This window comes from Pseudomonas sp. FDAARGOS_380 (assembly GCF_002591235.1).
GTDB lineage: Bacteria > Pseudomonadota > Gammaproteobacteria > Pseudomonadales > Pseudomonadaceae > Aquipseudomonas > Aquipseudomonas salmasensis.
The window spans coordinates 699,184-723,488 of the sequence record NZ_CP023969.1; the positions used below are offsets into that span (position 1 = coordinate 699,184).

A 24,305-nucleotide genomic window follows, 5' to 3' on the forward strand; every position below is an offset into this window, starting at 1 on the left:
GAACCTCAGGAATGCGCTTGAGAAAGGTTGGTCAACTCAGGGCCCTGGGTAGGCGGCTCCTTGAGCACCACGCGCTTGATCGGGCCGACAATCACCAGGTAACTGAACACCGCCACCAGCGCGTTGGCGCCAACAAACACCAGCGCCCATTTGAACGAGCCGGTGGTGCTGATGATGTAGCCAATCACAATCGGCGTGGTGATCGACGCCAGGTTACCGAAGGTGTTGAACAAGCCGCCACTGAGCCCGGCGATTTGTTTTGGCGAGGTGTCGGACACCACCGCCCAACCCAGTGCGCCAACGCCTTTGCCGAAGAAGGCCAAGGCCATGAAGCCCACCACCATCCATTCGATATCCACGTAATTGCAGGCCACGATGCTGCTGGAAATCAGCAGGCCACCGATGATCGGCGCCTTGCGCGCGAAGGTCAGCGAATGGCCTTTGCGCAGCAGGTAGTCGGAAATCACCCCGCCCAGCACCCCGCCGATAAAGCCGCAGATCGCCGGTAACGAAGCAATGAAACCAGCCTTGAGGATGGTCATGCCCCGCTCCTGCACCAGGTACACCGGAAACCAGGTCAGGAAGAAGTAGGTGATGCCATTGATGCAGTACTGGCCCAGGTAGACGCCGAGCATCATGCGGTTGGTCAGAAGCTGGCGGATGTAATCCCACTTCGGCCCGTCGGTTTTCTTACCCTTGCCCTTGTCCTGGTCCATATCGACCATCGCGCCATTGGCGGCGATGTGATTGAACTCGGCCTCGTTGATCATCGGATGCTGGCGCGGGCTGTGGATAACTTTCAGCCAGATCAGCGAGAACACAATGCCGATCACGCCCATCACGATAAACACGTGCTGCCAGCCGAAGCGATAGACGATCCAGCCCATCAACGGCGCGAACAGCACGGTGGCGAAGTACTGGGCCGAGTTGAAGATCGCCGACGCAGTGCCGCGTTCAGCCGTAGGAAACCACGCCGCAACAATACGGGCATTTCCCGGAAACGACGGCGCCTCGGCCAAGCCCACCATGAAGCGCAGCATAAACAGCGCGACTACTGCAGTGGAGACGCCAAACTCACCGACATAGCCTTGCAGCACGGTGAACAGCGACCAGGTGAAGATGCTCAAGGCATAGACTTTTTTCGAGCCGAAACGATCGAGCAGCCAGCCACCGGGAATTTGCCCGGCCACGTAGGCCCAACCGAATGCAGAGAAGATATAACCGAGGGTGACCGCGTCGATGCCGAGGTCTTTTTGCAGGCTGGAGCCGGCGATAGCGATGGTGGCCCGGTCGGCGTAGTTGATCGTGGTCACCAGGAACAGCATGAGCAGGATCAAATAGCGGACGTGGGTCGGCTTGGTCGCTTGCATGTAGAAGTACTCCCACTAATTATTTTTTTTGCGGGTAATGATTTTTTGTTTTCCTGTGGGAGCCGGGCTTGCCCGCGATGCAGGCACCTCGGTGTGTCAGCGAGACCGAGGTGATGCTATCGCAGGCAAGCCAGCTCCCACATAAAGCCGGTGCCACAGGGTGCTGCGTGTTACGAACCGATGTAGCTGGTTTTCACCACGGTGTAGAACTCTTGCGCATAGCGACCTTGCTCACGCGAACCGTAGGATGAACCCTTACGGCCACCAAATGGAACGTGGTAATCCACCCCCGCCGTCGGCAGGTTGACCATCACCATCCCAGCCTGGGAGTGGCGCTTGAAGTGGTTGGCATACTTGAGCGAGGTGGTGGCGATGCCCGCCGACAAGCCGAACTCGGTGTCGTTGGCCATGGCCAGCGCCGCCTCGTAGTCCGCCACGCGCACCACGTTGGCCACCGGGCCGAAGATCTCTTCACGGCTGATGCGCATCGCCGCTTCACTGTCGGCAAACAGTGTGGGCGCCAGGTAATAGCCTTCGGTGTCGCAGGTGACCAGGCCGCCGCCGCTCACCAGCCGGGCGCCTTCGCTCTGGCCGATGTCGATGTATTTCATGTCCTGATCCAACTGGGCCTGGGACACCACCGGGCCAATGTCGGTGCCGCTATTCAACGCGTGGCCGACCTTGATCGACTTCATGCGCTCGGCCATGGCCGCGACAAACTGGTCGTGAATTCCCGCAGTGACAATCAAGCGGCTCGACGCGGTGCAACGCTGGCCGGTGGAGTAAAACGCACTCTGTACCGACAGCTCGACAGCCTGTTTGAGGTCGGCATCGTCGAGAATGATCTGCGGGTTCTTGCCACCCATTTCCAACTGCACCTTGGCCTGGCGCGAGACACAGCTGACGGCAATCTGACGCCCAACGCCCACAGACCCGGTGAAACTGATGCCATCGACTTTCGGGCTGTTGACCAGCACGTCGCCGACCACACGGCCACTGCCCATCACCAGGTTGAACACACCGGCGGGGAAGCCGGCGCGGGAGATGATTTCCGCCAAGGCCCAGGCACAGCCCGGCACCAGTTCGGCAGGCTTGATCACCACGCAGTTGCCGTAGGCCAGCGCCGGGGCGATTTTCCACGCGGGGATGGCAATCGGGAAGTTCCACGGGGTAATCAGGCCCACCACACCGAGGGCTTCGCGGGTTACTTCAACGTTGACGCCCGGGCGCACAGAAGGCACGTAATCGCCCGACAGGCGCAGGCACTCACCGGCGAAGAATTTGAAGATATTGCCGGCGCGGGTCACTTCGCCAATGGCTTCGGGCAGGGTCTTGCCCTCTTCGCGGGCCAACAGGGTGCCGAGTTCTTCGCGACGGGCGAGAATCTCGCTGCCGACTTTATCCAGCGCATCGTGACGCGCCTGGATACCGGAGGTGGACCACGCCGGGAACGCGGCGCGGGCAGCGTCGATGGCCGCGTTGACTTGGGCCACGTCCGCTTTGGCATATTCGCCAATGGCGTCGGACACATCCGACGGGTTGATGTTGGTGCAGTAGTCGGCGCCGGTTACCCATTCGCCATTGATGTAGTTCTCAAAACGCTTTGCTTGGGACACGAATCTTCTCCTGACGCAAAAGGCCGCTGATTGCTCAGCGGCCTTGTGGATAATTTATTGCGCGCCTTGCTTGTCGATCAGCGCAGCGAGGGCTTCGTACTCTTCCGGCAGCAGGTCGGTCAGTGGCGTACGCACAGGGCCGGCGTCATAACCGACGATTTTCGCACCGGCCTTGACGATGCTCACCGCGTAACCGGCCTTGCGGTTACGGATATCCAGGTACGGCAGGAAGAAGTCGTCGATGATCTTGCCGACGGTGGCGTGATCTTCGCGGGCAATGGCGTGGTAGAAATCCATCGCCGTCTTGGGGATGAAGTTGAACACCGCCGAGGAGTACACCGGCACGCCCAGGGCCTTGTAGGCCGCGGCGTAAACCTCAGCAGTCGGCAAACCACCCAGGTAGCTGAAACGGTCGCCCAGGCGACGGCGGATCGACACCATCAACTCGATATCGCCCAGGCCATCCTTGTAGCCGATCAGGTTAGGGCAGCGCTCGGCCAGTTGCTCCAGCAATGGTGCGGTCAGGCGGCAGACATTGCGGTTGTACACCACCACGCCGATCTTGACCGACTTGCACACCGCTTCAACGTGGGCGGCAACCCCGTCCTGGCTGGCTTCGGTGAGGTAGTGCGGCAGCAGCAGCAACCCTTTGGCGCCGAGGCGTTCGGCCTCTTGAGCGTACTCGATGGCTTGGCGGGTGGCACCGCCCACACCGGCCAGGATCGGCACGCTGGACGCGCAGGTATCCACAGCGGTTTTCACCACCTGGGAATATTCGCTGGCCGCCAGGGAGAAAAACTCACCTGTGCCACCCGCGGCGAACAAGGCGCTGGCGCCATAAGGGGCCAGCCATTCCAGGCGCTTGATGTAACCCGCCTGGTGGAAATCACCCTGGGCGTTGAAATCGGTCACCGGGAAAGACAGCAGACCGTGGGAGAGGATGGACTTCAGTTCTTGTGGATTCATTATTCGAACACCCTGGGCGAAGACTTTCTTACGAAAGGTTGTTGTTGGTTTTGATGATGTCGTACGTCATCGTACAACTATAAATAAATTCGTCAACTGCAATTCATCCGGTGTAATCCGGCGAAGGCTTAAGACGCGGCTCTTGACGTAGGAAATTTCTCACCTATGATCCAGATAACTGTATATACATACAGTTATTAAGGAAGACTCCCACGACATAGCAAGGAGCTAACATGTCAGGTCTTGAACTCGCAGCACCCGAAAAAACTCCGCCAACCCTGCGCTTCGAAGGCGGTGAACACACCGCCATCGGCGATGACACCCTGCTTCGCTTCAGCAAGGACGCCCCGGCCATCCCTGCGCGCCAAGTCGAACTGCACCTGCCCAACGGGCTCGCGCTGACCTATGGCCAGGTGATCGCCCTGGGCGGCGACTTCTATGGCATCCCCGGCCAACCGATCAGCGATGGCAGCTCCCCGGCCGAGCGCGTGCAACGCTTCACCGCGGCCTTCAACTCCCTGGCCGTGTTGCCCGCTTCACGGCAAGAAGCGCAGAAGATCCTGGCGGTGATGCAAAAGGAGATCAACGCCGTCAACCAGGCGATCAAGAAAGGCAAACAGCCGCACGAAGCCTACGACGCCCTGGGTGATACGTTGTCCGAGGAGTGGAACCGCATCACCGGCGGCGGCAGCGCTGTTTCGGCACTCGTGCCGCTGGGCCGCTACCTGAAGCTGGCAGCGGACAACGCCGACCACTTCGGTGAGTGGGCCTTGTCCGCCTACATGGCCGGCCATACGGCAGCACTGCAACAAGCAGTGGTGGCCCACCAGACCGGCACCGACCAGGCCCTGGAATTGGCCTACGCCATGAACAGCTTTGCCGATCACTTTTTGACCGACCTGTTTTCCGCCGGCCACCTGCGGGTACCGCGCAAACAACTGGCGGCAGTGGTGACGCCAGGAGAACTCGGCTCGCTGATCAGCCGCTTCATGCACGATGAAGACAGTAAATTCGGGCTCAAGGTGCGCAATGCCATGGGCGCTCAGTGGCATGCCTACGGCGACAAACGCTACTTCGACAACATCGACGCCGACAATCGCGTGCAGGTCAAAGGGGCCGTACAGGCCTCGGCCGATGAGATCTTCGAAACCTTCATCAGCGGCATCGCACCCTCCCCGGCCGAGTTCAAGGCACCGCTGTATGTGCCCGACCTGAACGCCGCGCAAAACCCGGCAAATAACTTCTCGCCGCTGTTCAAGATGGAGGGGGACAAGGTACTGCGGCGCAAGGACGTCAACGATTTGAACGACAAGCACTGGACCAATGATTGGTGGGGGTGGAGTACGTACTTGCTGCTTAAGGACTACAAGCCCAATCAACCCGCCAACTAACGGCTGGCATGATCGTTCCCACGCTCTGCGTGGGAATACAGCCTGTGACGCTCCGCGTCACCCTGCGTAGGGCTTGAAAATCCACGCGCATCGGGACGCGGAGCGTCCATAGAGGCGTTACCACGCGGAGCGTGGGAACGATCAGCCGCGCTGTGCCTCTGCCTCTTCATGGGCATGGCGCAGCCGCTCACGGCTGTTGGTCAAATGCAGGCGCATGGCCGCGCGTGCCGCATCCGAATCCTGGCGGGCAATCGCCTCATAGATTTCTTCGTGTTCGCGGCTCAAGCGGCTCATGTAATGCTGTTGATCATCATGGGCCAAACGGGCCGAATTCAGGCGAGTACGCGGAATGATACTGGTGCCCAGGTGGGTCATGATGTCGGTGAAGTAGCGGTTACCGGTAGACAGTGCAATTTCCAGATGAAAGGCAAAATCCGACGCCACCGCATCGCCAGCGTGGGCCGCACTTTCATTCAAGGCATCGAGGGCCGCACGCATGGCCGCCAACTGCTCATCGCTGCGACGCAAGGCCGCAAGGCCCGCAGACTCCACTTCCAGGCTGATACGCAGCTCCAGAATCGCCAGCACATCACGCAAGGTCACCACGGTGGCCGGGTCTATGCGAAAACCGCTGGGGCTTGGCGTGTCCAGCACGAAGGTGCCGATACCGTGGCGAGTCTCGACCTGCCCTGCCGCCTGCAACCGCGAGATGGCTTCACGCACCACGGTACGGCTGACGCCATGGGCGTCCATGATCGCCGACTCGGTGGGCAACTTGTCGCCGCGTTTGAGCTGGCCATCGCGGATCTGCTCGGACAACACCGTGACCAATTCCTGGGCAAGGCTGCGGCGCTTGCGGGGAAGACGTGGGGCGGCGCTGGCGTTTTCCATGATGAACCATCTTTCTCGACGAACTAAAGACCGCATCATAGCCCATGGTGGTTGTACGATCACCGTTCTGGCGCGACTTTCATCCATATCCTTCACGCAAAAAAAATGCCCCGACAGATGTCGAGGCATTTTCTAGATGGGTCTGTAAGCGAAATCCGCTTACTTCACCACTTTCAAGCTTGGCCGACCGCTAGGGCGCGGCGGCTCGGCATCCGGTGGCGGTACATCATCACCGTCTTCGCCTTCGATCGTTTCGTCATCCTCTAAAGGCGACTCCAGATCGAACACCATGCCCTGGCCATTTTCCCGGGCGTAGATCCCGAGGATGGCACCGATGGGCACGAACAGCGTATGGGGCACACCGCCGAAACGCCCTTCGAAGCTCACCGCTTCGTTGTCCATGTGCAGGTGGCGCACGGCACTGGGCGATACGTTCAGCACAATTTGCCCGTCACTGGCAAAACCCTGGGGTACCTGAACCGCAGGAAATTCGGAATTGACCAGCATGTGCGGGGTGCAATCGTTGTCCACAATCCACTCATAGAGCGCGCGGACCAGGTAAGGTCGACTGGAGTTCATCAACGGCTCCTTAAGCCTTAGCGCATATCGCGTTCGGCACCAGACAGACTTGCCTGGAAAGCCTCACGCGCAAACTGGCGCTCCATGTAATCAAGCAACGGCTTGGCCGGCCGTGGCAGTTCAATGCCCAGAATCGGCAAGCGCCAGAGTATGGGTAATAGGCAGCAATCCACCAAGCTTTGTTCCTCACTGAGGAAAAAAGGTTTATCGGCGAACAACGGCGAAACGCCGGTCAGGCTCTCGCGCAATTCCTTGCGCGCCTGCACACGAGCGGCTTCTTTGGAACGCGAATCCAGGATCACATCCACCAACCCGCACCAGTCACGCTGGATCCGATGGATCAGCAGGCGGCTGTTGGCACGCGCCACCGGGTACACCGGCAGCAAAGGCGGATGAGGGTAACGCTCATCCAAGTATTCCATCACCACGGTCGACTCCCACAACGCCAGGTCACGATCGACCAGGGTGGGCAAGCTGCCGTAAGGGTTCACTTCGATCAGCTTCGGCGGCTGACGGCCCGCCTCCACACTGATGATCTCGGCGCTGACACCCTTCTCTGCGAGCACGATGCGTACTCGGTGGGAATAGTGGTCGGCGGGGTCGGAGTAACAGGCCAACCGATTGGTCACGCCCATGGCGGTCCTCCTCGCTTGTTGAAATTATCGAAAGCTCAAAAACGAGCGCGCCCAGAAAGCATCCCTGTAACGACCGGTTCAAACCGGCGCTACGTGTTCAGAGATGCCGCTGGGCGCGCAAGATTAACAGCAATTGCTTACGGTTGGATCAATGCACATCCTTCCAGTATTCACGCTTGAGCAAATAAGCGAATACGAAGAAGAAAGCCAGGTACAGCAAGACGTAGGTACCGATGCGCTGATGCTGCAGTTTGACCGGGTTGGCCGAGTAGGCCAGGAAGGTCACCAGGTTCTTGACCTTCTCGTCGAACTGCTCTTCGTTCAGCGTACCGGTCTTGGGCACGATGGTCAGTTGATCGCACGCTTCATGAGTCAGCGGCGTGCCGGTCAGCGGATCATATTGCTTCTTGCCGTTTTCAACGACCTGAACCTGCTTGCATCCTACCACCTGGCGCCCCTGCAGGCCGACCAGAACGTTTGGCATGCCGACGTTCGGGAAGACTTTGTTGTTCACGCCATAGGGGCGCGCAGGGTCTTCGTAGAAGGACTTGAGGTAACCGTAGAGCCAGTCGGTACCGCGTACACGGGCCACCAGGGTGAGGTCGGGCGGTGCGGCGCCGAACCAGGTCTTGGCGTCGGCCGGCTGCATGCCGATGTTCATGTGGTCGCCGATCTTGGCGCCGGTGAACACCGCGTGGCTGAGCATCACTTCATGGGGAATGCCCAGGTCATCGGCAACGCGCTCGTAGCGTTGGAACTTGGCGCTGTGGCACCCCATGCAGTAGTTGGTGAATGTACGCAGCCCATCCTGCATGGCGGCTTTGTCAGACACATCGATATCGACTTTTTCCAGCTCCGCGCCATGCTCGGCAGCGAAGGACAGTAGCGGCAGCGCCGCAAGCACGAATGCAACGATTAATTTTTTCATCAGCCAGTCACCCTTTCCGGAACCGGTTTGGTCTTCTCGAGCCGGGTATAGAACGGCATCAGAATAAAGTAGGCGAAGTACAGGAAGGTGCAGACCTGCGACAGCAACGTCCGCTCAGGGGTAGGTGCCAATACACCCAGTACACCCAGGATCACGAACGAAATGCAGAACACCCACAGCCAGATCTTGCTCAGCCAGCCTTTGTAGCGCATCGACTTGACCGGGCTACGGTCGAGCCACGGCAGCACGAACAACACCGCGATGGCCGCGCCCATGGCGATCACGCCCATGAGTTTGTCGGGAATTGCGCGCAAAATCGCGTAGAACGGCGTGAAGTACCAGACCGGGGCAATGTGCTCAGGTGTCTTGAAGGCGTTGGCCTGTTCGAAGTTAGGCTTCTCCAGGAAATAACCGCCCATCTCCGGGAAAAAGAACACGATCGAGCAGAACACGAACAGGAACACGACCACGCCGACAATGTCTTTCACGGTGTAGTACGGGTGGAACGGAATGCCATCCAGCGGGATGCCGTTCTCGTCCTTGTGCTTCTTGATGTCCACGCCATCCGGGTTGTTGGAACCCACTTCGTGCAGCGCCAGGATGTGCAGTACCACCAGGCCCAGGATCACGATCGGCAAGGCCACCACGTGCAAGGCGAAGAAGCGGTTCAGGGTGATACCGGAGATCAGGTAGTCACCACGAATCCACTGGGTGAGGTCGTTGCCGATCACCGGGATCGCGCCGAACAGCGAGATGATCACCTGGGCGCCCCAGTACGACATCTGGCCCCAAGGCAGCAGGTAGCCCATGAAGGCTTCAGCCATCAGTGCCAGGTAGATCAACATGCCGAAGACCCACACCAGCTCACGGGGCTTCTGGTACGAGCCGTAGAGCAGGCCGCGGAACATGTGCAGGTATACGACGATAAAGAACGCGGATGCGCCGGTGGAGTGCAGCAGGCGCAGGATCGAGCCGTACTCGACGTCACGCATGATGTATTCGACAGAAGCAAACGCTTCTTCCGCCGACGGCGTGTAGCTCATCGTCAACCACACGCCAGTGACGATCTGGTTGACCAGCACCAACAGGGCCAGGGAGCCGAAGAAGTAGAAGAAGTTGAAGTTTTTCGGCGCGTAATATTTGCTGAGATGGTCTTCCCACATTTTAGTGGCGGGGAAGCGCGCATCCACCCAATCCATGAACTTGCTCATCACGCGTTCTCCTTGTCGAGGCCAATGACAATGATGTCGTCAGATTCGTAATTGTGAGGAGGAACCGGCAGGTTCAAGGGCGCGGGCTGGGACTTGTAGACGCGGCCAGCGAGGTCATAGTGGGAACCGTGGCACGGGCAGAAATAACCGCCGACCCAGTCTTTGCCCAAGTCGACAGGCGCCACTTCCGGGCGGAAGGTAGGTGAGCAACCCAGGTGGGTACACAGACCAACCAGCAGCAGAATCTCTGGCTTGATCGAACGCGCTTCGTTCTTGGCGTAGGCGGGCTGGTCGGACTTTTCGGATGTCGGGTCAGATAACTGGCCTTCGATCTTCTTCAGATTCCCCAGGATTTCCTCGGTACGACGAACAATGAAAACCGGCTGGCCGCGCCACTCAGCAATCATCTGCTGGCCTGGCTCGATCTTGCTGACATTCACCTTCACCGGTGCACCTGCGGCTTTCGCCTTGGCACTGGGAAACCATGACCCCACGAACGGGACCGCAGCCCCCACCGCTCCTGCAGCACCCACCACGGATGTGGCTGCTACCAAGAAGCGACGCCGGCCTGCATTCACGCCGTCATTGCTCATTCAGTCCTCTCCCATCAGCTTTTTGGCCTGTTAAATCAGGCGTCTACTAAGTGTTGAATCTTTACTTATAAAAATTTTGACGGATGGTAATGAAAAGCCCCACGTATGACAAGGGAATTGCCCGGAGCTCCGCCTCCAGGCCTTGTAGTATAGGGGGTCTACGGATGTGGCAAGTTGTCACGGCGAAAAATGTGCATAAATCGCAGGCAATAAAAAACGCCCAGCTCCGTAAGGAGGCTGGGCGTTTTTGTGGAACGTAAAGCGAATTAACGCTTCGAGTACTGCGGACGCTTACGCGCTTTACGCAGACCGACTTTCTTACGTTCAACTTCACGAGCATCGCGAGTCACGAAGCCAGCTTTGCGCAGAGCGCCACGCAGGGTTTCGTCGTACTGCATCAGAGCGCGAGTGATACCGTGGCGGATTGCGCCAGCTTGACCACTTACACCGCCACCGATAACGGTGACGTAGATGTCGAACTTTTCAACGGTCTCGGTCAATTCCAGCGGCTGACGAACTACCATGCGGGCAGTTTCGCGACCGAAGAAGTTGTCCAGGGAGCGGTTGTTGATCGAGATGTTACCAGTGCCCGGACGCAGGAAAACGCGTGCGGTTGCGGTTTTGCGACGGCCAGTGCCGTAATTTTGAGTCGCCGACATAATGAACTATTCCGTTAAAACTTCAGTTCTTGGGGCTGCTGAGCAGCATGAGGGTGTACAGCGCCCGCATAGACTTTCAGCTTGCGAAACATATCGCGACCCAGTGGGCCCTTAGGCAGCATGCCTTTGACCGCGATTTCGATCGGGGCTTCAGGCTTCTTGGCAATCAGGCCTTCGAAGTTGGAAGACTTGATACCGCCTGGGAAACCGGAGTGACGGTAGTACATTTTGTCGCTTGCTTTGTTGCCGGTTACACGAACCTGCTCAGCGTTGATGATGACGATGTAGTCGCCGGTATCAACGTGCGGGGTGTATTCAGGCTTGTGCTTGCCACGCAGACGGCTGGCGACTTCAGTGGCCAGACGACCCAGGGTCTGACCAGCGGCGTCGACGACAAACCAGTCGCGCTGAACTGTTTCCGGTTTTGCAGTAAAAGTTGTCATTCTTTAATAGCCTCAGGGGCCGCCTGTAAATTTAGACGGCGGATCTTACTGAATAGTGCGTACTTTGACAAGGTCAAAGGCAGCCGGATACAGACGCTATCGGGGGCTCGGGTCGGCGCGTCCGTTCAACGGCAAGATTCTTCGGCAGGCGGCGCATCACTTCCACTGCAGAAAGAGGTGGGCAATTATGCAGATTGCGAAAAAAAATTCAACCTGCTTTTATGATTGTTTTCCCCGAAGGAGTACCCGATGGATTACCGACAGCTGGGCCGCACCGATCTGAATGTCAGCGCGATCGCGTTGGGCACCATGACCTGGGGCGAGCAGAACAGCGAGGCAGAGGCCTTCGCGCAGATCGAACGGGCCAAGGCCGCAGGGATCAACTTCCTCGACACCGCAGAAATGTACCCGGTGCCGCCCAAGGCCGACACCTACGCCACCACCGAACGCTACATCGGCAACTACTTCAAAAGCCGTGGCGACCGCGCCGACTGGGTGCTTGCCAGCAAGATCGCCGGCCCCGGCAACACCATCGACTATATCCGTGACGGCCACCTGCGCCACAACCGCAAGCACATCGGCGCAGCCCTCGACGCCAGCCTCCAGCGCCTGCAGACCGACTGGATCGACCTCTACCAACTGCATTGGCCGGAGCGCAGCACCAACTTCTTCGGCCAGTTGAGCTACAAGCACAAGGACGAAGACGACCTCACCCCACTTGAGGAAACGCTCGAAGCCCTGGATGAACAGGTGAAGGCCGGCAAGATCCGCCACATTGGCCTGTCCAACGAAACGCCGTGGGGCGCCATGAAATTCCTCGCCCTGGCCGAAGCCCGCGGGTGGCCCCGTGCAGTGTCGATCCAGAACCCCTACAACCTGCTCAACCGCAGCTTTGAAGTAGGCCTGGCGGAGGTTGCCATACGTGAACAGTGCGGCTTGCTGGCCTATTCGCCTTTGGCGTTCGGCATGCTCAGTGGCAAGTACGAGAATGGCGCTCGCCCGGCCAAGGCGCGCCTGACTGAATACAGCCGCTTCAGCCGTTACTTCAACCCGCAGTCGGAAGCCGCGTGCAGCCGCTATGTGGCACTGGCGCGGGAACATGGCCTGGACCCGGCGCAGATGGCGCTGGCGTTTGTGACGCAGCAGCCGTTTGTGACCAGCAATATTATTGGGGCCACTTCACTGGAACAACTGGACAGCAACATCGCCAGTGCCGACCTGAAATTGTCCAAAGAAGTGTTGGAAGGGATTGAGGCGATTCAGAAGGATCATCCGAATCCGGCGCCTTGATTGTCGCGCACTGATCGTTCCCACGCTCTGCGTGGGAATGCCGCCTTGGACGCTCTGCGTCCGCTCTCAGAGTCGTGACGCGGAGCGTCACATGAGGCGTTCCCACGCGGAGCGTGGGAACGATCCATCAAAGCGCGCGCGCAATGATCTCCTTCATGATCTCATTGGTCCCCGCATAAATGCGCTGCACCCGCGCATCCGCCCAGGCCCGGGCAATCGGGTATTCCCACATGAAGCCGTAACCGCCATGCAACTGCACGCACTCATCGAGCACCTTGCATTGCAGGTCGGTGGCCCAATACTTGGCCATCGCTGCGGTAGGCACGTCCAGCTTGCCTTCCAAGTGCATAGCCATGCACTTGTCCACAAAAACACGACCGATCTGAATCTCGGTGGCCATCTCCGCCAGCTTGAAGCGGGTGTTCTGGAAATCGGCAATCGCCTTGCCGAACGCCTTGCGCTCACGGGTGTACTCAAGGGTCCACTGCAACGCCGCTTCGGCTGAGGACAGCGCACCAATCGCCACGGTCAGGCGTTCTTGTGGCAGCTCCTGCATCAGATAGGCAAAGCCCATGCCCGCCTGGCCCAGCAGGTTTTGCTTGGGCACGCGCACGTCCTGGAAGAACAGCTCCGAGGTGTCCTGGGCCTTCATGCCGACTTTCTCCAGGCGCTTACCCTTGTCGAAGCCCGGCGTATCGGCTTCCACCAGGAACAGGCTGGTACCCTTGGCACCGGCCTTGGGGTCGGTCTTGGCGACGACGATCACCAGATCGGCCAGGTAGCCGTTGGTGATAAAGGTCTTGGAGCCGTTGATCACGTACTCATCACCGTCCAAAACCGCTGTGGTCTTGACGCCCTGCAGGTCGGAACCAGCGCCCGGCTCGGTCATGGCAATGGCCGTGACCATCTCCCCGGAGATCAACTTGGGCAGGTACTTGTGCTTCAGCGCTTCACTGCCGTAATGCAGGATGTACGGCGCGACGATATCCGAATGCAGGGAAAAGCCGATGCCGGTCAAACCCAGGCGGCTGACCTCTTCGATCACCACAGCGCTGTAGAGAAAATCCGCGCCCAGGCCGCCGTATTCCTCTGGCAGGTGGGAACACAACATGCCCGCCTCCCCCGCCTGGTTCCACAGGTTACGGTCGATATAGCCCTGCTTTTCCCACTGCCCATGAAAGGGCACGGCGTGTTTTTCGAGGAAGGTGCGCACGCTCTCACGGAAGAGTTCGTGCTCCGAGCTGAACAAGGTTCTGGGGATCATGGGTCACCTGTGTGGATTGTCGGACAAAGACGAGCCCACAGAGCCTATGCCCCGAAGGCGTCACGGGACACTGGACACATGCGACAAAAAATAAGACGATCCAGCCGTCTGGTGACCACTTTCCCCTATAAGAATAAATGAAATTATGTCTAACCAAATCTCCACGCCGTTGCGGCGCGTCAGCATTTTGGCCATTGATCGGGTATTCGCTTCCACCCTCATGCAAGCCAAGGATTTCTTCCATCTCGCCAGCCTGCGCCATGGCAAACAGCAAGGCCTGGGCCTGACCCCAGGGTTCGAAACGCGCCTGGTCAGCCCCGACGGCCAGTCCGTGCGCAGCTTCAGCGATGTGATCATGCCGGTGGACGGCGGCCTCGAAGACGCCGACATCATCGTGCTGCCGGCCTTCTGGGACGACTTCGATGTGTTGTGCACCCGCTACCCCCAGGTGCTGCCGTGGCTGCGCGAACAACACGCCCGAGGGGCTGTGCTGTGCGGCGAGGCCACCGGGGTGTTCTGGCTGGCCGAAGCCGGGCTGCTCGATGGCAAGGAGGCGACCACCTACTGGCGCTTCTTCAATGCCTTCAGCGAGCGCTTCCCCAAGGTGCAGCTCAATCAGGACAAGCACCTCACGGACGCCGACAACCTGTACTGCGCCGGCGGCACCACCTCGGCCTGCGACCTTTATATCTACCTGATCGAACGCTTCTGCGGCGCCAACATCGCCCAGGCGGTGGCCCGCGACATTCTTTATGAGGTGCAGCGCAACTATTCACCGGGGCGTATCGGCTTTGGCGGGCAGAAGCTGCATCAGGACGTGATCATCCTGCAGATCCAGCATTGGCTTGAAGAGCACTTTGCCGACAAGTTCCGCTTTGAAGACGTCGCCCGGGAACACGGCATGAGCATCCGCAACTTCATGCGCCGCTTCCAGACCGCCACCGGTGACAAGCCGCTGCATTACCTGCAACGCCTGCGTATCGAGACCGCCAAGGGCCTGCTCTCGGGCAGCCGCAAGAGCATCAAGACCATCAGTTATGAGGTGGGTTACGACGATGCGAGTTTCTTTGCGCGGTTGTTCAGGCAGCACACGGAGTTGTCGCCCAACCAGTACAGGCAGCAATTCCAGCAAGCCGCCTGACCCTGGTTGAACGCGGAAAAAAATGTGGGAGCGGGCTTGCTCGCGAATGCGGACTGTCAGTCGACTTATTCATCAACTGACAGATCTCATTCGCGAGCAAGCCCGCTCCCACATTTGATTTATAGCGTGCTTAAGGCTTGTGCCCGCGCGACAAGAACTCGTGGGACTGCATTTCCAGCAGGCGACTCAGGGTGCGCTGGAATTCGAAGTTCAAGCGACCACCCGTATAGAGGTCCTTGAGTTCGACTTCCGCCGAGATGATCAGCTTGACGTTACGGTCGTAGAACTCATCGACCATATTGATAAACCGCCGCGCGATATCGTCGGTGGTCACGCCCATCTGTTCCACACCACTCAAGATCACGGCGTGGAAGATCTTGCCCAGCTCGATGTAGTCGTTCTGGCTACGCGGCCCATCGCACAGTTGGCGAAAATCGAACCAGGCCACGTCATCGCAGGTGCGCAGCGCGATGATCTCGCGGTTCTCGATCATCAGCTTGTCGTTTTCCACCGCCTGGGTGCATTCCGGTGTCAGCGCACGGAAGCTTTTCTTCAGGCTTTCGTGCGCAGCTTCGTTGAGCGGGAAGTGGAACAGCTCGGCTTGCTCCAGGTGACGCAGGCGGTAGTCGACGCCGCTGTCGACGTTGACGATATCGGTGTTCTGCTTGATCAGCGCAATGGCCGGCAGGAAGCGCGCACGTTGCAGGCCGTCTTTGTACAGGCCATCGGGCACGATGTTCGACGTGGCCACCAGGGTCACACCGTTCTTGAACAGCTCTTCCATCAGCGTGCCGAGGATCATGGCGTCGGTGATGTCGGAAACGAAGAATTCATCGAAGCAGATTACCCGGGCCTCTTGGGAGAAACGCTTGGCAATGATGGTCAGCGGGTTTTTCTCGCCCGGCAGGGTCTTCATCTCTTCGTGCACACGCTTCATGAAGCGGTGGAAGTGCGTACGTACCTTTTCCTTGAACGGCAGCGCTTCAAAGAAGGTGTCTACCAGGTAAGTCTTGCCCCGGCCCACGCCGCCCCAGAAATACAGGCCCTTGACCGGCGTGTGGTCTTTCTTGCCAAACAGCTTGCTGAACATCCCTGGCTTGCTTTGCGACGCCGCCACGAGGTCCTCGTACAGGCGCTGCAAATGACGCACGGCATTTTCCTGGGCCGCGTCGTGGAAGAACTCGGGGCGTTTCAGATCAGCTTGATATCGTTCTAGGGGCGTCATAATTTCGTTAGCAAGGCAACAAAAACGGGCCGACACTGTAACGACGGCCCTGGATAATGGCAATCAACCCTTGGTCGGGTTAATCCTCGATTGGGGCTAACGCAGCGCGCAAGGCTTCGATGGCCGCGTCACGCGAAGCTTGGTCGGCGTACTCGGCGCTGTCAGCGACTGCGGCGCCGTCCAGCCACACGCTGAAGCTCAAAGCCTCGGCGCGCACGTCCAGCGCATCACCACTTTGCAGTTGCTTGGTCACCGCGCCGGCTGCTTTGCCATCGGCAAAGTTGCGCGACAGCAGCAGTTGCTCACCATCAGCGGCCAGCAGGCGGAAGCGGAAGCTGCCGTCAGCTTCACGGAAGCTCACAAACCGCGCAGCCTTTGCCGCTTTCTTCTTGGTGGCGACCGGCGCCGCCGCCTGGTTGACGAACGAACGCAGGCCCACCGCTTCACGCAGCTCGGCCAAGAACGGTGCCGCCACAGCGCGGGCCTTCTTGGCGCCGACCTGCAGCAGGTCTTCCATGTCCGATGGGCGCGACATCAGTTGGTGGTAACGCTCGCGCGCTTCGCCGAGCTGGCCGTCGAGCAGTTGGAACAGACGGTTCTTCGCCTCGCCCCAGCCCAGGCCTTCTAACAACTGGCCACGGAATTCGGCGTCCTGGGCCTTGGTCGCGAACGCCTGGTACAGGGTGAACAGGTGCGAATTGTCCGGGTCCTTGGCTTCGCCTGGGGCACGGGAGTCGGTGACGATCCGCGAGATCGCGTCCTTCATGTCCTTGGCGCTGGTGAACAACGGGATGGTGTTGTCGTAGCTCTTGGACATCTTGCGACCATCCAGGCCTGGCAAAGTAGCCACGCTTTCTTCGATCAGCGCCTCGGGCATGGTGAAGAATTCTTTACCGTTGCCGAACAGGTGGTTGAAGCGCTGGCCGATGTCGCGGGCCATTTCCACGTGCTGGATCTGGTCGCGGCCCACCGGCACCTTGTGCGCGTTGAACATCAGGATGTCCGCCGCCATCAGCACCGGGTAGCTGTACAGGCCCATGCTGATGCCCGCATCCGGGTCTTCACCGTTTTCGACGTTCTTGTCCACCGAGGCCTTGTAGGCATGGGCGCGGTTGAGCAGGCCCTTGGCGGCAACACAGGTGAGCAGCCAGGTCAGCTCCGGGATTTCCGGGATGTCCGACTGGCGGTAGAACGTTACCCGGTTCACATCCAGGCCACCGGCCAGCCAGGTCGCGGCGATTTCCATACGCGAGCGCTGGATGCGCTGCGGGTCATCGCATTTGATCAGGGCGTGGTAGTCGGCCAGGAAGTAGAAGGAGTCGGCATTCGCGTCTTCGCTGGCGAGGATCGCCGGGCGAATCGCACCGGCGTAGTTGCCCAGGTGCGGCGTGCCGGTGGTGGTGATGCCGGTGAGGATACGGGTACGGGTCGTCATGGGTGATCGCTTGTCATCAATTCGAAAGGCGTGGCAGCACCAGATCCTTGAGATCGGTCAGCTTGCCGTGAAAAAAGTGTCCGCATTCTGCCACTTTCAGCAACTCATGGGGGCGTTTCAGGGCGGCGGACCAGGCGTAGACCACTTGCGGATCGACCACTTCGTCGCTTTCCGGTTGGATCAGGGTCAACGGGCAGCCTTGGGGCAGCACGTCCGACTCGCCCAGGCGCATCACCGCCGCAGCCACCATGAACAGGTGTGCGAGCTTCTCGCCCTTGGCTTCCAAACGCCCGCCGAGACTGGCAGCCACGTAACCGCCGAAGGAAAAACCCAGCAAGGTGATCGGCAGGTCCGGGTGTTTTTCCCGCAGCCAGGTGGCGGCCGCTTCAGCATCGTCGACTTCACCGCTGGCCATATCGTGAGTACCGGCACTGGCACCGACGCCCCGGTAATTGAAACGCAAAGTAATCAAACCCGCGTCGCGGGCGGTGCGTTGCAAGGTCGAGACGACTTTATTGAGCATGGTCCCGCCCTGCACCGGGTTAGGGTGGCAAACCAGCGCCAGGCCACGTGGTTCGGGGTGATCCAGGTACAAGGCTTCCAATTGGCCCACCGGGCCATCGATCAAAACGGGGGTTTCACGCATGAGCAAGGATGAACTCCGTGACCTCTCAAGGGGTCGACTCGTCTAGCTAAAAGTCTGTGCATGGCATCATTGCGAGCTTAATCGCGGTATACAGCGCAGGTTTGAGCCGTTAACGTAAAGCAAAGCCGTTTATAGAGGAAGGACTCGTGGAACACTCGCTCTTAGTTTGGTTGTTGCCGACTCTTGCCCTGGTTGCCGGTGTCGCCATTGGTTTCCTGGTTGCCCGCCTGCTGCCGAATGCCGCGCCTAACCGCACGCAGCGTCAGTTGGATGACATTCAGGAACGTTTTGACAGTTATCAGAACGAGGTTGTTACCCACTTCAACAGCACCGCGACCCTGGTCAAGAAGCTCACCCAGAGCTACCAGGAAGTACAGGATCATCTCGCCGATGGCGCTAACCGCCTGGCCCTCGACGACATCACCCGCCAGCGCCTGCTGGCCGCGCTGCATTCCGATGCACCGCAACCCCCACGGGAACGCCTGACCCCGCCACGGGAAAACCAGGAGCCACCACGGGACTACGCGCCAAAAACGCCGAACGCCCCAGGCATGTTGGATGAGCATTACGGCTTGAAGAAGTAAGTCTTCTTCGAGCAATAAAAAAGCCCGGCTGATCGATGATCAGCCGGGCTTTTTTGTTGGGTGCCTGAACCACCAGACAACCCCGCCCCCTGTGGAGCTGGCTTGCCTGCGATGGCCATAGGTATCTACACAACTTTGTAGCCTGTAGCAGCCGACGGTAACCACGATGCGAAGCGAGCCGCTCTTGATCTTGATCTGCTTTTGATCTTAGGCGCCCCGTCAAACCACGCTGGCCGGAATTCGACAGGGATTTGGGGGGTAAACCGGCAGGGATGCCGGTTTAGCCGCCCCGCGCCATGGATGGCGCGTGGCGGCGGCCCCCCAAATCACTGGCGGATTACGGGCACACCGAGCCTAGGCGAGGTGCCGAGTGGTGGGGCAAGAGCGCTTTGCTTACTTTCGCGCTTTTCGAAAGTGAGCCGCCGTCAGGGCGGAACCCTAGGTGGCCGTTACCTAAATAACGGATATGTACCCGGTCCAACTGTGTTGACTGCCAGGCCGCCATCGCAGGCAACCCAGCTCCCACATTTAACTCTCGGTGCGTCAGTTAGAACAGGGTCGGCTATCCAGTCGTCACGGGAGCAAGCTCCCTCGCCACAGGTCCAGCGTCTCACCAAAGTTGTGTAGATACCTATGCTGCGATAGCGGTGTGCCCGTTGACACACCTGCCTCAGACACTCCGCCATCGCGGGCAAGCCCGGCTCCCACATTGAGCGAGCAGGCACTCAAGTGGGTTGTTGTTCCTGCAACCGCCCACCGTCAATGCGCACATGCCGCCCGTGGAAACGCTTGAGGCTGCTGCGGTGGCCAACGCTGACGATGCTCAGTCCCGGCAGTTCATCAATCAACGCCTGGTACAGGGTTGCCTCGTCTTCTTCATCCATCGCCGAAGTGGCTTCATCCATGTACAGCCATTGCGGCGCAAACAACAACGCACGGGCAAAGGCCAGGCGCTGTTGCTCGCCGGGCGAGAGCATGCGTTGCCAGTGGTTGGCTTCATCCAAACGGCTGACCAGATGGGGCAGGCGACAGGTTTCCAGCACCTGTGCATAACGTTCTGACGCATAGACGCTGTCGTCCTGTGGATAACTCAACACAGCCTTGAGCGTACCAATCGGCAAGTAAGGCTTTTGCGGCAGGAACAGGTAGCGCGTCGCCGGCAGCCGGATGCTGCCATGCCCGGCGGGCCACAGATGCCCCATCGCCCGCAGCAACGTGCTCTTGCCGCTGCCGGAACGCCCGCTGAGCATGACGCGCTGGCCAGGCTCCACGGTCATGTCGGCGTCGGTGAGCAAATGGCGGCCGTCGGCCAGGTCCATGCCCAGGTCTTGGATCACCAGGCGCTCGCCTTCAGGGCGCACGTCGATCGCCGGCGTGCGCTGCTCGTTGTCGCTCATGGCTTGCTGGAAACTCAGCAGACGGTCGCTGGTGGCGCGCCAGGTCGCCAGCTCCGAATAGGCGTTGATAAACCAGCTGAAGTTCTCTTGTACGTTGCCGAACGCCGAGTTGATTTGCATCAGCTCGCCCAGCTCGATCTTGCCGGTGAAGTAGCGCGGCGCGGCGACGATAAACGGGAAGATGATTGCGATCTGGCTGTAGCCGGCGGTGAAAAAGGTCAGGCGCTTGGACACTTTCATGATGTCCCAGAAGTTCTGCCAGACCTTGCCGAAGCGCGAACTCAGGCGTTGCCTTTCATTCGGCTCGCCGTTGTACAAGGCGATACTTTCGGCATTCTCACGCACCCGCACCATGGAAAAACGCAGGTCCGCCTCAAAGCGTTGTTGCTGGTTGCTCAGGCCAATCAAGCGCCGGCCGATCAGGTGCGTCAGCCAACTGCCCACGGCGGCGTACAGCAACGCACACCAGAACATATAGCCGGGGATGGTGACGCCGAACACCTCGATGCTGCCCGAGACGCCCCACAGGATGATCGAGAATGACACCAGGCTGACCACGTTACGCAGCAAGCCGAGGCCCAGGCTCAAGGTGCCGGAGGTGAAGTTGTTGAGGTCTTCGGAGATCCGCTGGTCCGGGTTGTCGGTGTAGCCGCCCTGCTCCAGCTGGTAGTAATTCTTGTGGGCGAGCCACCGGCTGAAGTGTTTTTCGGTGAGCCAGGCGCGCCAGCGGATCGTCAGCATCTGGGTCAGGTAAAGGCGGTACACCGCACCGAGTATCGCCACCGCCGCGATCCCGCCGAAATAGCCGATCAGTTGCCAGAAGGCCGCGGTGTCCTTCTTCTCCAGGGCGTTGTAGAAGTCCTTGTACCAGTGGTTGATCCACACGGAGATCGCCACGCTGAACAGCGACAGGCCAATCACTGCGGCTAGAAGCAGCCAGGCCCTGCCCTTCTCTTCACTGCGCCAATAGGGTGTGATCATCGCCCAGGTTCGGCGGAAGAATTGCCCACGCACCGCGTCGTTGACCGCGCGGTATTCAGCGTTCTGATTCATCGTTCAGGCTCGGTAGGAAAAGAATGACAGGCGTTTGAACCGATCATAGGTGATCGGTTCGTGCGTCCGTGCAGCCTGAAGCGGGTTGTTCAGTCGCCGTTCAGCGTCGTACCGGGCGCTTCTGCAGCTTGCGTTGCAGCGTGCGGCGGTGCATGCCCAGGGCGCGGGCGGTGGCGGAGATATTGCCTTCGTGTTCGGTCAACACACGCTGGATGTGTTCCCACTGCAGGCGGTCTACCGACATCGGGTTTTCCGGCACCAGGGTGTCGAGGTCGGCATGCTCGGACAGCAAGGCAGCCAGCACGTCGTCGGCATCCGCCGGCTTGCACAGGTAATTGCAGGCGCCGCGTTTGATCGCCTCGACGGCGGTGGCGATGCTGGAGTAACCGGTGAGGATCACCACGCGCATTTCCGGGTCAAGTTCCAGCAGCTTGGGCAGCAGCACCAGGCCCGAGTCGCCGTCCATTTTCAGGTCCAGGGCGGCGTAGTCCGGCAGGTCGGCCTGGGCGATGGTCAGGCCCTCTTCGGCAGAGCCTGCGGTGCTGACGCGAAAACCGCGCCGGCTCATGGCGCGTGCCATCACGCGGGTAAAGGTCGCGTCGTCATCTACCAGCAACAGGTGCGGCAGTTCTTCGCCTTCGACTTGGATCTCGTCACTCATCGATATCTCCTCGTGCGACACGGGGCAGGCGCAGCTCGGTGAGCGTGCCACCTTCCTCATGACTATAGAGCTTCACTGAGCCGCCCGCGCGGGTCACGCTGGCCTTGCTCAAAAACAGGCCCAGACCGAAGCCTTTGCCCTTGGTGGTAAAGAAGGGTTTGCCGATCTGCTCGGCAATGGCCAACGGCACGCCCGCGCCATGGTCACGAATGCTGATGGTGACGTTTTCGGCGTCCCAGTCCAACTGCACACCGAGGCCTTCAGGGCAGGCGTCGGCTGCATTGTTCAACAAGTTGAGCAGCGCCTGGGTCAGGTCTGGCGGTGGCGCCATGCGCGGTACGCTGCCTTGGCCCAGCAGGTTGAAACGGTAACTGGCTTCGGGACGCATCAGGTGCCAGCGGTTGAGCGCCTCATCGAGCCACTGGGTGACGTCTTGCATTTCGACCGCCAGACGGCGATTGGCTTCGGCGGCGCGCACCAGTTGCTGGAGCGTCAGCTTGCACTGTTTGACCTGCTCCTGCAGCACGCTCAAATCGTCCTGCAGGGCCGGGTCGTGATGGTCCTGGGTCATTTCCTTGAGCAGCACGCTCATGGTCGCCAGCGGCGTGCCCAACTCATGGGCGGCGCCGGCAGCCTGGGTGGCAACGGCCAGCAACTGCTGGTCACGCAGGCCCTCTTCCCGGCGAATGGCGCGCAGTTCTTCCTGGCGGCGCAGTTCTTCGGCCATGCGCGCGGCAAAGAAGGTAATGACTGCCGCCGACAGGGCGAAGCTCAACCACATCCCGTAGATCTGCAGGTTTTCCCGGGCGATGGGGAATGTCTGCAAGGGGTAGAACTGCGCCAACAGCAAGGTGTACAGCGTCAGCGCGATGCCCGACAGCACCACCGAATAGCGCCACGGCAGGGTCACGGCGGCGATGGTCAAAGGCACCAGGTAATACGAGACGAAGGGGTTGGTAGAACCACCGGAGAAGTACAGCAACACGCTGTGGATAAACAGGTCACAGGCCAGTTGCAGGGCGTACTCCAGCTCGGTCACAGGCCAGGTGGTACGCAATCGAATGGCGGTGAACACACACAATACGGTGGAAAACCCCAGGGTCACAGCCAGTTGCAGCCAGGGCAGCGGCAGCAGGTCGAACCAATAGGCAAGCCCGACGGAACCGGCCTGTGCGGCCAATACCAGGGTGCGAATGAACGTCAGGCGCCAGAGGTTCTGGCGAGTGGCGGAAGTCAGTTTTACGGCGGCGAGCATGAGCTCTCCCGTTGAGCGCTGCAGGCGGATCGGCACGAGTATAAACGAAGCAGACCGGCTGGCACGGCGCGTGTGGCTCTTTGACGCAGGCCGGGCAAATGACCGTTCGTCGGCGCCCGCATAACTTGTAGGTAATGTGTAAACCCGAAGAACCCAGTGCCAACGTCTACAGTCTTACCGAGCACGACTATCTCAAGGAGCTTCCATGTCTCGTTTCATTCGCAGTGCAGCCATCATTACCCTCAGCGCCAGCGCCCTGGCCAGCTTGCCGGCCATGGCCGCCGATGCATTGCATTACAACCAGATCTCCCTGCGCGCCGAAGCCAGCCAGGAAGTGGCCCGCGACAAGATGATCGTCACCCTTTACACCGAATCGCAAAACGCCGACCCGGCCAAGCTCGCCGCCGAAATTACCACCACCCTGAACCAGGCCCTGGGCCAGGCGCGCGAAGTCAAAGGCGTGACCTTGCGCCAGGGCAGCCGCAACAGCTACCCGATCTACGACAGCAAGAACCAGAAGATCACCGGCTGGCGTGAACGCGCCGAGCTGCGCCTGGAAAGCGCGGACTTCCCGGCGCTGTCCAAACTCACCGGCGAGTTGTTGAACACCTTGAAAATGGACAGCATGGACTTCGCCATCGCCGACGCCACCCGCAAGGCCAGCGAAGATGCGCTGCTCAAAGACGCGGTGGCGGCGTTCAAGGCGCGCGCGCAACTGGCTACCGATGCACTCGGCGGCAAGGGCTACAAGATCGTCAACCTGAACTTCAACACCAATGGCTACCCGATGCCCTACGCCCGCAATGGCGGCATGATGATGAAAGCCGCCATGGCCGATTCAGCGCCGACGCCTGAAGTGGAAGCCGGCACCAGCCAGGTCACTATGAGTGCCGACGGCGTGATCGAAGTTTTACAGTAACTTTTTTAGACAGGACAGAGGCGCAGCCCCACGGGGCGTGCGCCTTTTTTTTGCGTTGGCGCCACGTCATATCCAGCAGCATATCTGGCAGGAATCAAGTGCCCGGCTTTCACGACTCATTACTGCCATAGCTACCAGGGAGGGCTGTGCTGG

The 24,305-nt window shown here is 59.7% G+C and carries 23 protein-coding genes; 5 read left to right on the forward strand and 18 right to left on the reverse strand.

Annotated elements, in window-relative coordinates; all coding sequences use genetic code 11:
- Nucleotides 1–5 precede the first annotated feature (5 nt).
- From CRN80_RS03400 to kdgD, 3 genes are all read right to left on the reverse strand, one after another.
- Nucleotides 6–1,370, reverse strand: coding sequence for an MFS transporter (locus CRN80_RS03400; protein ID WP_003188541.1), 1,365 nt, complete (start codon nucleotides 1,368–1,370; stop codon nucleotides 6–8).
- Nucleotides 1,371–1,540: 170 nt separating this feature from the next.
- The gene (locus tag CRN80_RS03405; protein WP_032893573.1) at nucleotides 1,541–2,986 is read right to left on the reverse strand and encodes an aldehyde dehydrogenase family protein; all 1,446 of its coding nucleotides are present in this window, start codon (nucleotides 2,984–2,986) and stop codon (nucleotides 1,541–1,543) included.
- 54 nt (nucleotides 2,987–3,040) lie between these two features.
- Nucleotides 3,041–3,952 carry a 5-dehydro-4-deoxyglucarate dehydratase gene (gene kdgD, locus CRN80_RS03410; RefSeq protein ID WP_032893575.1) on the reverse strand — a complete coding sequence of 304 codons (912 nt, stop codon included), beginning with the start codon at nucleotides 3,950–3,952 and terminating at the stop codon, nucleotides 3,041–3,043.
- Between the two features lie 233 nt (nucleotides 3,953–4,185).
- On the opposite strand from kdgD, the gene CRN80_RS03415 reads away from it, so the two are divergent.
- Nucleotides 4,186–5,343, forward strand: a complete 1,158-nt coding sequence (locus CRN80_RS03415; RefSeq protein WP_098949571.1) for a phospholipase — start codon at nucleotides 4,186–4,188, stop codon at nucleotides 5,341–5,343.
- 141 nt (nucleotides 5,344–5,484) lie between these two features.
- Here CRN80_RS03415 and CRN80_RS03420 read toward each other — a convergent pair whose 3' ends face one another.
- The 8 genes from CRN80_RS03420 to rplM all read right to left on the reverse strand — a co-directional run bounded on the left by CRN80_RS03420 (nucleotide 5,485) and on the right by rplM (nucleotide 11,282).
- A complete protein-coding gene (locus CRN80_RS03420; protein WP_003188534.1) occupies nucleotides 5,485–6,234 on the reverse strand; it encodes a FadR/GntR family transcriptional regulator in 750 nt (249 codons plus the stop codon).
- 159 nt (nucleotides 6,235–6,393) lie between these two features.
- Nucleotides 6,394–6,813 (reverse strand): ClpXP protease specificity-enhancing factor, encoded by a 420-nt coding sequence (locus CRN80_RS03425; protein WP_003188531.1) that lies wholly within the window; start codon nucleotides 6,811–6,813, stop codon nucleotides 6,394–6,396.
- A gap of 17 nt (nucleotides 6,814–6,830) precedes the next feature.
- Nucleotides 6,831–7,448: a glutathione S-transferase N-terminal domain-containing protein gene (locus CRN80_RS03430; RefSeq protein ID WP_003188529.1), complete on the reverse strand. Its 618-nt coding sequence runs from the start codon at nucleotides 7,446–7,448 to the stop codon at nucleotides 6,831–6,833.
- Nucleotides 7,449–7,596: 148 nt separating this feature from the next.
- A complete protein-coding gene (locus tag CRN80_RS03435; RefSeq protein ID WP_098949572.1) occupies nucleotides 7,597–8,376 on the reverse strand; it encodes a cytochrome c1 in 780 nt (259 codons plus the stop codon).
- Nucleotides 8,376–9,587 (reverse strand): cytochrome bc complex cytochrome b subunit, encoded by a 1,212-nt coding sequence (locus CRN80_RS03440; RefSeq protein WP_003188526.1) that lies wholly within the window; start codon nucleotides 9,585–9,587, stop codon nucleotides 8,376–8,378. Before CRN80_RS03440 ends, CRN80_RS03435 begins: the two co-directional genes overlap by 1 nt.
- Nucleotides 9,587–10,180 (reverse strand): ubiquinol-cytochrome c reductase iron-sulfur subunit, encoded by a 594-nt coding sequence (gene petA, locus CRN80_RS03445; protein WP_003188524.1) that lies wholly within the window; start codon nucleotides 10,178–10,180, stop codon nucleotides 9,587–9,589. Before petA ends, CRN80_RS03440 begins: the two co-directional genes overlap by 1 nt.
- A gap of 266 nt (nucleotides 10,181–10,446) precedes the next feature.
- Nucleotides 10,447–10,839 (reverse strand): 30S ribosomal protein S9, encoded by a 393-nt coding sequence (gene rpsI / locus CRN80_RS03450; RefSeq protein WP_002555064.1) that lies wholly within the window; start codon nucleotides 10,837–10,839, stop codon nucleotides 10,447–10,449.
- A gap of 14 nt (nucleotides 10,840–10,853) precedes the next feature.
- Complete coding sequence (rplM, locus tag CRN80_RS03455) at nucleotides 10,854–11,282, reverse strand: 50S ribosomal protein L13 (RefSeq protein WP_003188508.1); 429 nt, start codon at nucleotides 11,280–11,282, stop codon at nucleotides 10,854–10,856.
- 249 nt (nucleotides 11,283–11,531) lie between these two features.
- Here rplM and CRN80_RS03460 point away from each other — a divergent pair, with 249 nt between their 5' ends.
- The gene (locus CRN80_RS03460) at nucleotides 11,532–12,572 is read left to right on the forward strand and encodes an NADP(H)-dependent aldo-keto reductase (protein WP_098949573.1); all 1,041 of its coding nucleotides are present in this window, start codon (nucleotides 11,532–11,534) and stop codon (nucleotides 12,570–12,572) included.
- Between the two features lie 127 nt (nucleotides 12,573–12,699).
- Here the strand turns inward: CRN80_RS03460 and CRN80_RS03465 are convergent, their stop codons facing one another.
- The gene (locus CRN80_RS03465) at nucleotides 12,700–13,836 is read right to left on the reverse strand and encodes an acyl-CoA dehydrogenase family protein (protein ID WP_098949574.1); all 1,137 of its coding nucleotides are present in this window, start codon (nucleotides 13,834–13,836) and stop codon (nucleotides 12,700–12,702) included.
- A 220-nt stretch (nucleotides 13,837–14,056) separates the two neighbouring features.
- Between CRN80_RS03465 and CRN80_RS03470 the strand changes: the two genes are divergently transcribed.
- Nucleotides 14,057–14,977: a GlxA family transcriptional regulator gene (locus tag CRN80_RS03470; RefSeq protein ID WP_169855855.1), complete on the forward strand. Its 921-nt coding sequence runs from the start codon at nucleotides 14,057–14,059 to the stop codon at nucleotides 14,975–14,977.
- 130 nt (nucleotides 14,978–15,107) lie between these two features.
- Here CRN80_RS03470 and zapE read toward each other — a convergent pair whose 3' ends face one another.
- The 3 genes from zapE to CRN80_RS03485 all read right to left on the reverse strand — a co-directional run bounded on the left by zapE (nucleotide 15,108) and on the right by CRN80_RS03485 (nucleotide 18,283).
- Complete coding sequence (gene zapE / locus CRN80_RS03475; RefSeq protein WP_032893582.1) at nucleotides 15,108–16,202, reverse strand: cell division protein ZapE; 1,095 nt, start codon at nucleotides 16,200–16,202, stop codon at nucleotides 15,108–15,110.
- A gap of 79 nt (nucleotides 16,203–16,281) precedes the next feature.
- A complete protein-coding gene (locus CRN80_RS03480) occupies nucleotides 16,282–17,637 on the reverse strand; it encodes a tryptophan--tRNA ligase (protein WP_098949575.1) in 1,356 nt (451 codons plus the stop codon).
- A gap of 16 nt (nucleotides 17,638–17,653) precedes the next feature.
- Nucleotides 17,654–18,283, reverse strand: coding sequence for an alpha/beta hydrolase (locus tag CRN80_RS03485; RefSeq protein ID WP_032893584.1), 630 nt, complete (start codon nucleotides 18,281–18,283; stop codon nucleotides 17,654–17,656).
- 146 nt (nucleotides 18,284–18,429) lie between these two features.
- Here CRN80_RS03485 and CRN80_RS03490 point away from each other — a divergent pair, with 146 nt between their 5' ends.
- On the forward strand, nucleotides 18,430–18,867 hold the full coding sequence (locus CRN80_RS03490) for a YhcB family protein (RefSeq protein ID WP_032893585.1): 438 nt from the start codon (nucleotides 18,430–18,432) through the stop codon (nucleotides 18,865–18,867).
- A gap of 725 nt (nucleotides 18,868–19,592) precedes the next feature.
- Here the strand turns inward: CRN80_RS03490 and CRN80_RS03500 are convergent.
- The 3 genes from CRN80_RS03500 to CRN80_RS03510 form a co-directional block, all read right to left on the reverse strand.
- Nucleotides 19,593–21,317, reverse strand: a complete 1,725-nt coding sequence (locus tag CRN80_RS03500) for an ABC transporter ATP-binding protein/permease (RefSeq protein ID WP_098949576.1) — start codon at nucleotides 21,315–21,317, stop codon at nucleotides 19,593–19,595.
- A gap of 100 nt (nucleotides 21,318–21,417) precedes the next feature.
- Nucleotides 21,418–21,978: a response regulator transcription factor gene (locus tag CRN80_RS03505; RefSeq protein WP_003171731.1), complete on the reverse strand. Its 561-nt coding sequence runs from the start codon at nucleotides 21,976–21,978 to the stop codon at nucleotides 21,418–21,420.
- Nucleotides 21,971–23,233, reverse strand: coding sequence for an ATP-binding protein (locus CRN80_RS03510; RefSeq protein WP_003188495.1), 1,263 nt, complete (start codon nucleotides 23,231–23,233; stop codon nucleotides 21,971–21,973). Before CRN80_RS03510 ends, CRN80_RS03505 begins: the two co-directional genes overlap by 8 nt.
- A gap of 205 nt (nucleotides 23,234–23,438) precedes the next feature.
- Here CRN80_RS03510 and CRN80_RS03515 point away from each other — a divergent pair, with 205 nt between their 5' ends.
- Nucleotides 23,439–24,152, forward strand: a complete 714-nt coding sequence (locus tag CRN80_RS03515) for an SIMPL domain-containing protein (RefSeq protein ID WP_032893587.1) — start codon at nucleotides 23,439–23,441, stop codon at nucleotides 24,150–24,152.
- Nucleotides 24,153–24,305: the final 153 nt, after the last annotated feature.

Excerpts from the sequence above, each read along its gene's own strand:
- CRN80_RS03400 (WP_003188541.1), bottom strand. The coding sequence starts at position 1,370 with ATGCAAGCGACCAAGCCGACCCACGTCCGCTATTTGATCCTGCTCATG.
- kdgD (WP_032893575.1), bottom strand. The coding sequence starts at position 3,952 with ATGAATCCACAAGAACTGAAGTCCATCCTCTCCCACGGTCTGCTGTCT.
- CRN80_RS03415 (WP_098949571.1), top strand. The coding sequence starts at position 4,186 with ATGTCAGGTCTTGAACTCGCAGCACCCGAAAAAACTCCGCCAACCCTG.
- CRN80_RS03420 (WP_003188534.1), bottom strand. The coding sequence starts at position 6,234 with ATGGAAAACGCCAGCGCCGCCCCACGTCTTCCCCGCAAGCGCCGCAGC.
- CRN80_RS03425 (WP_003188531.1), bottom strand. The coding sequence starts at position 6,813 with ATGAACTCCAGTCGACCTTACCTGGTCCGCGCGCTCTATGAGTGGATT.
- CRN80_RS03430 (WP_003188529.1), bottom strand. The coding sequence starts at position 7,448 with ATGGGCGTGACCAATCGGTTGGCCTGTTACTCCGACCCCGCCGACCAC.
- CRN80_RS03435 (WP_098949572.1), bottom strand. The coding sequence starts at position 8,376 with ATGAAAAAATTAATCGTTGCATTCGTGCTTGCGGCGCTGCCGCTACTG.
- CRN80_RS03440 (WP_003188526.1), bottom strand. The coding sequence starts at position 9,587 with ATGAGCAAGTTCATGGATTGGGTGGATGCGCGCTTCCCCGCCACTAAA.
- petA (WP_003188524.1), bottom strand. The coding sequence starts at position 10,180 with ATGAGCAATGACGGCGTGAATGCAGGCCGGCGTCGCTTCTTGGTAGCA.
- rpsI (WP_002555064.1), bottom strand. The coding sequence starts at position 10,839 with ATGTCGGCGACTCAAAATTACGGCACTGGCCGTCGCAAAACCGCAACC.
- rplM (WP_003188508.1), bottom strand. The coding sequence starts at position 11,282 with ATGACAACTTTTACTGCAAAACCGGAAACAGTTCAGCGCGACTGGTTT.
- CRN80_RS03460 (WP_098949573.1), top strand. The coding sequence starts at position 11,532 with ATGGATTACCGACAGCTGGGCCGCACCGATCTGAATGTCAGCGCGATC.
- CRN80_RS03465 (WP_098949574.1), bottom strand. The coding sequence starts at position 13,836 with ATGATCCCCAGAACCTTGTTCAGCTCGGAGCACGAACTCTTCCGTGAG.
- CRN80_RS03470 (WP_169855855.1), top strand. The coding sequence starts at position 14,057 with ATGCAAGCCAAGGATTTCTTCCATCTCGCCAGCCTGCGCCATGGCAAA.
- zapE (WP_032893582.1), bottom strand. The coding sequence starts at position 16,202 with ATGACGCCCCTAGAACGATATCAAGCTGATCTGAAACGCCCCGAGTTC.
- CRN80_RS03480 (WP_098949575.1), bottom strand. The coding sequence starts at position 17,637 with ATGACGACCCGTACCCGTATCCTCACCGGCATCACCACCACCGGCACG.
- CRN80_RS03485 (WP_032893584.1), bottom strand. The coding sequence starts at position 18,283 with ATGCGTGAAACCCCCGTTTTGATCGATGGCCCGGTGGGCCAATTGGAA.
- CRN80_RS03500 (WP_098949576.1), bottom strand. The coding sequence starts at position 21,317 with ATGAATCAGAACGCTGAATACCGCGCGGTCAACGACGCGGTGCGTGGG.
- CRN80_RS03505 (WP_003171731.1), bottom strand. The coding sequence starts at position 21,978 with ATGAGTGACGAGATCCAAGTCGAAGGCGAAGAACTGCCGCACCTGTTG.
- CRN80_RS03510 (WP_003188495.1), bottom strand. The coding sequence starts at position 23,233 with ATGCTCGCCGCCGTAAAACTGACTTCCGCCACTCGCCAGAACCTCTGG.
- CRN80_RS03515 (WP_032893587.1), top strand. The coding sequence starts at position 23,439 with ATGTCTCGTTTCATTCGCAGTGCAGCCATCATTACCCTCAGCGCCAGC.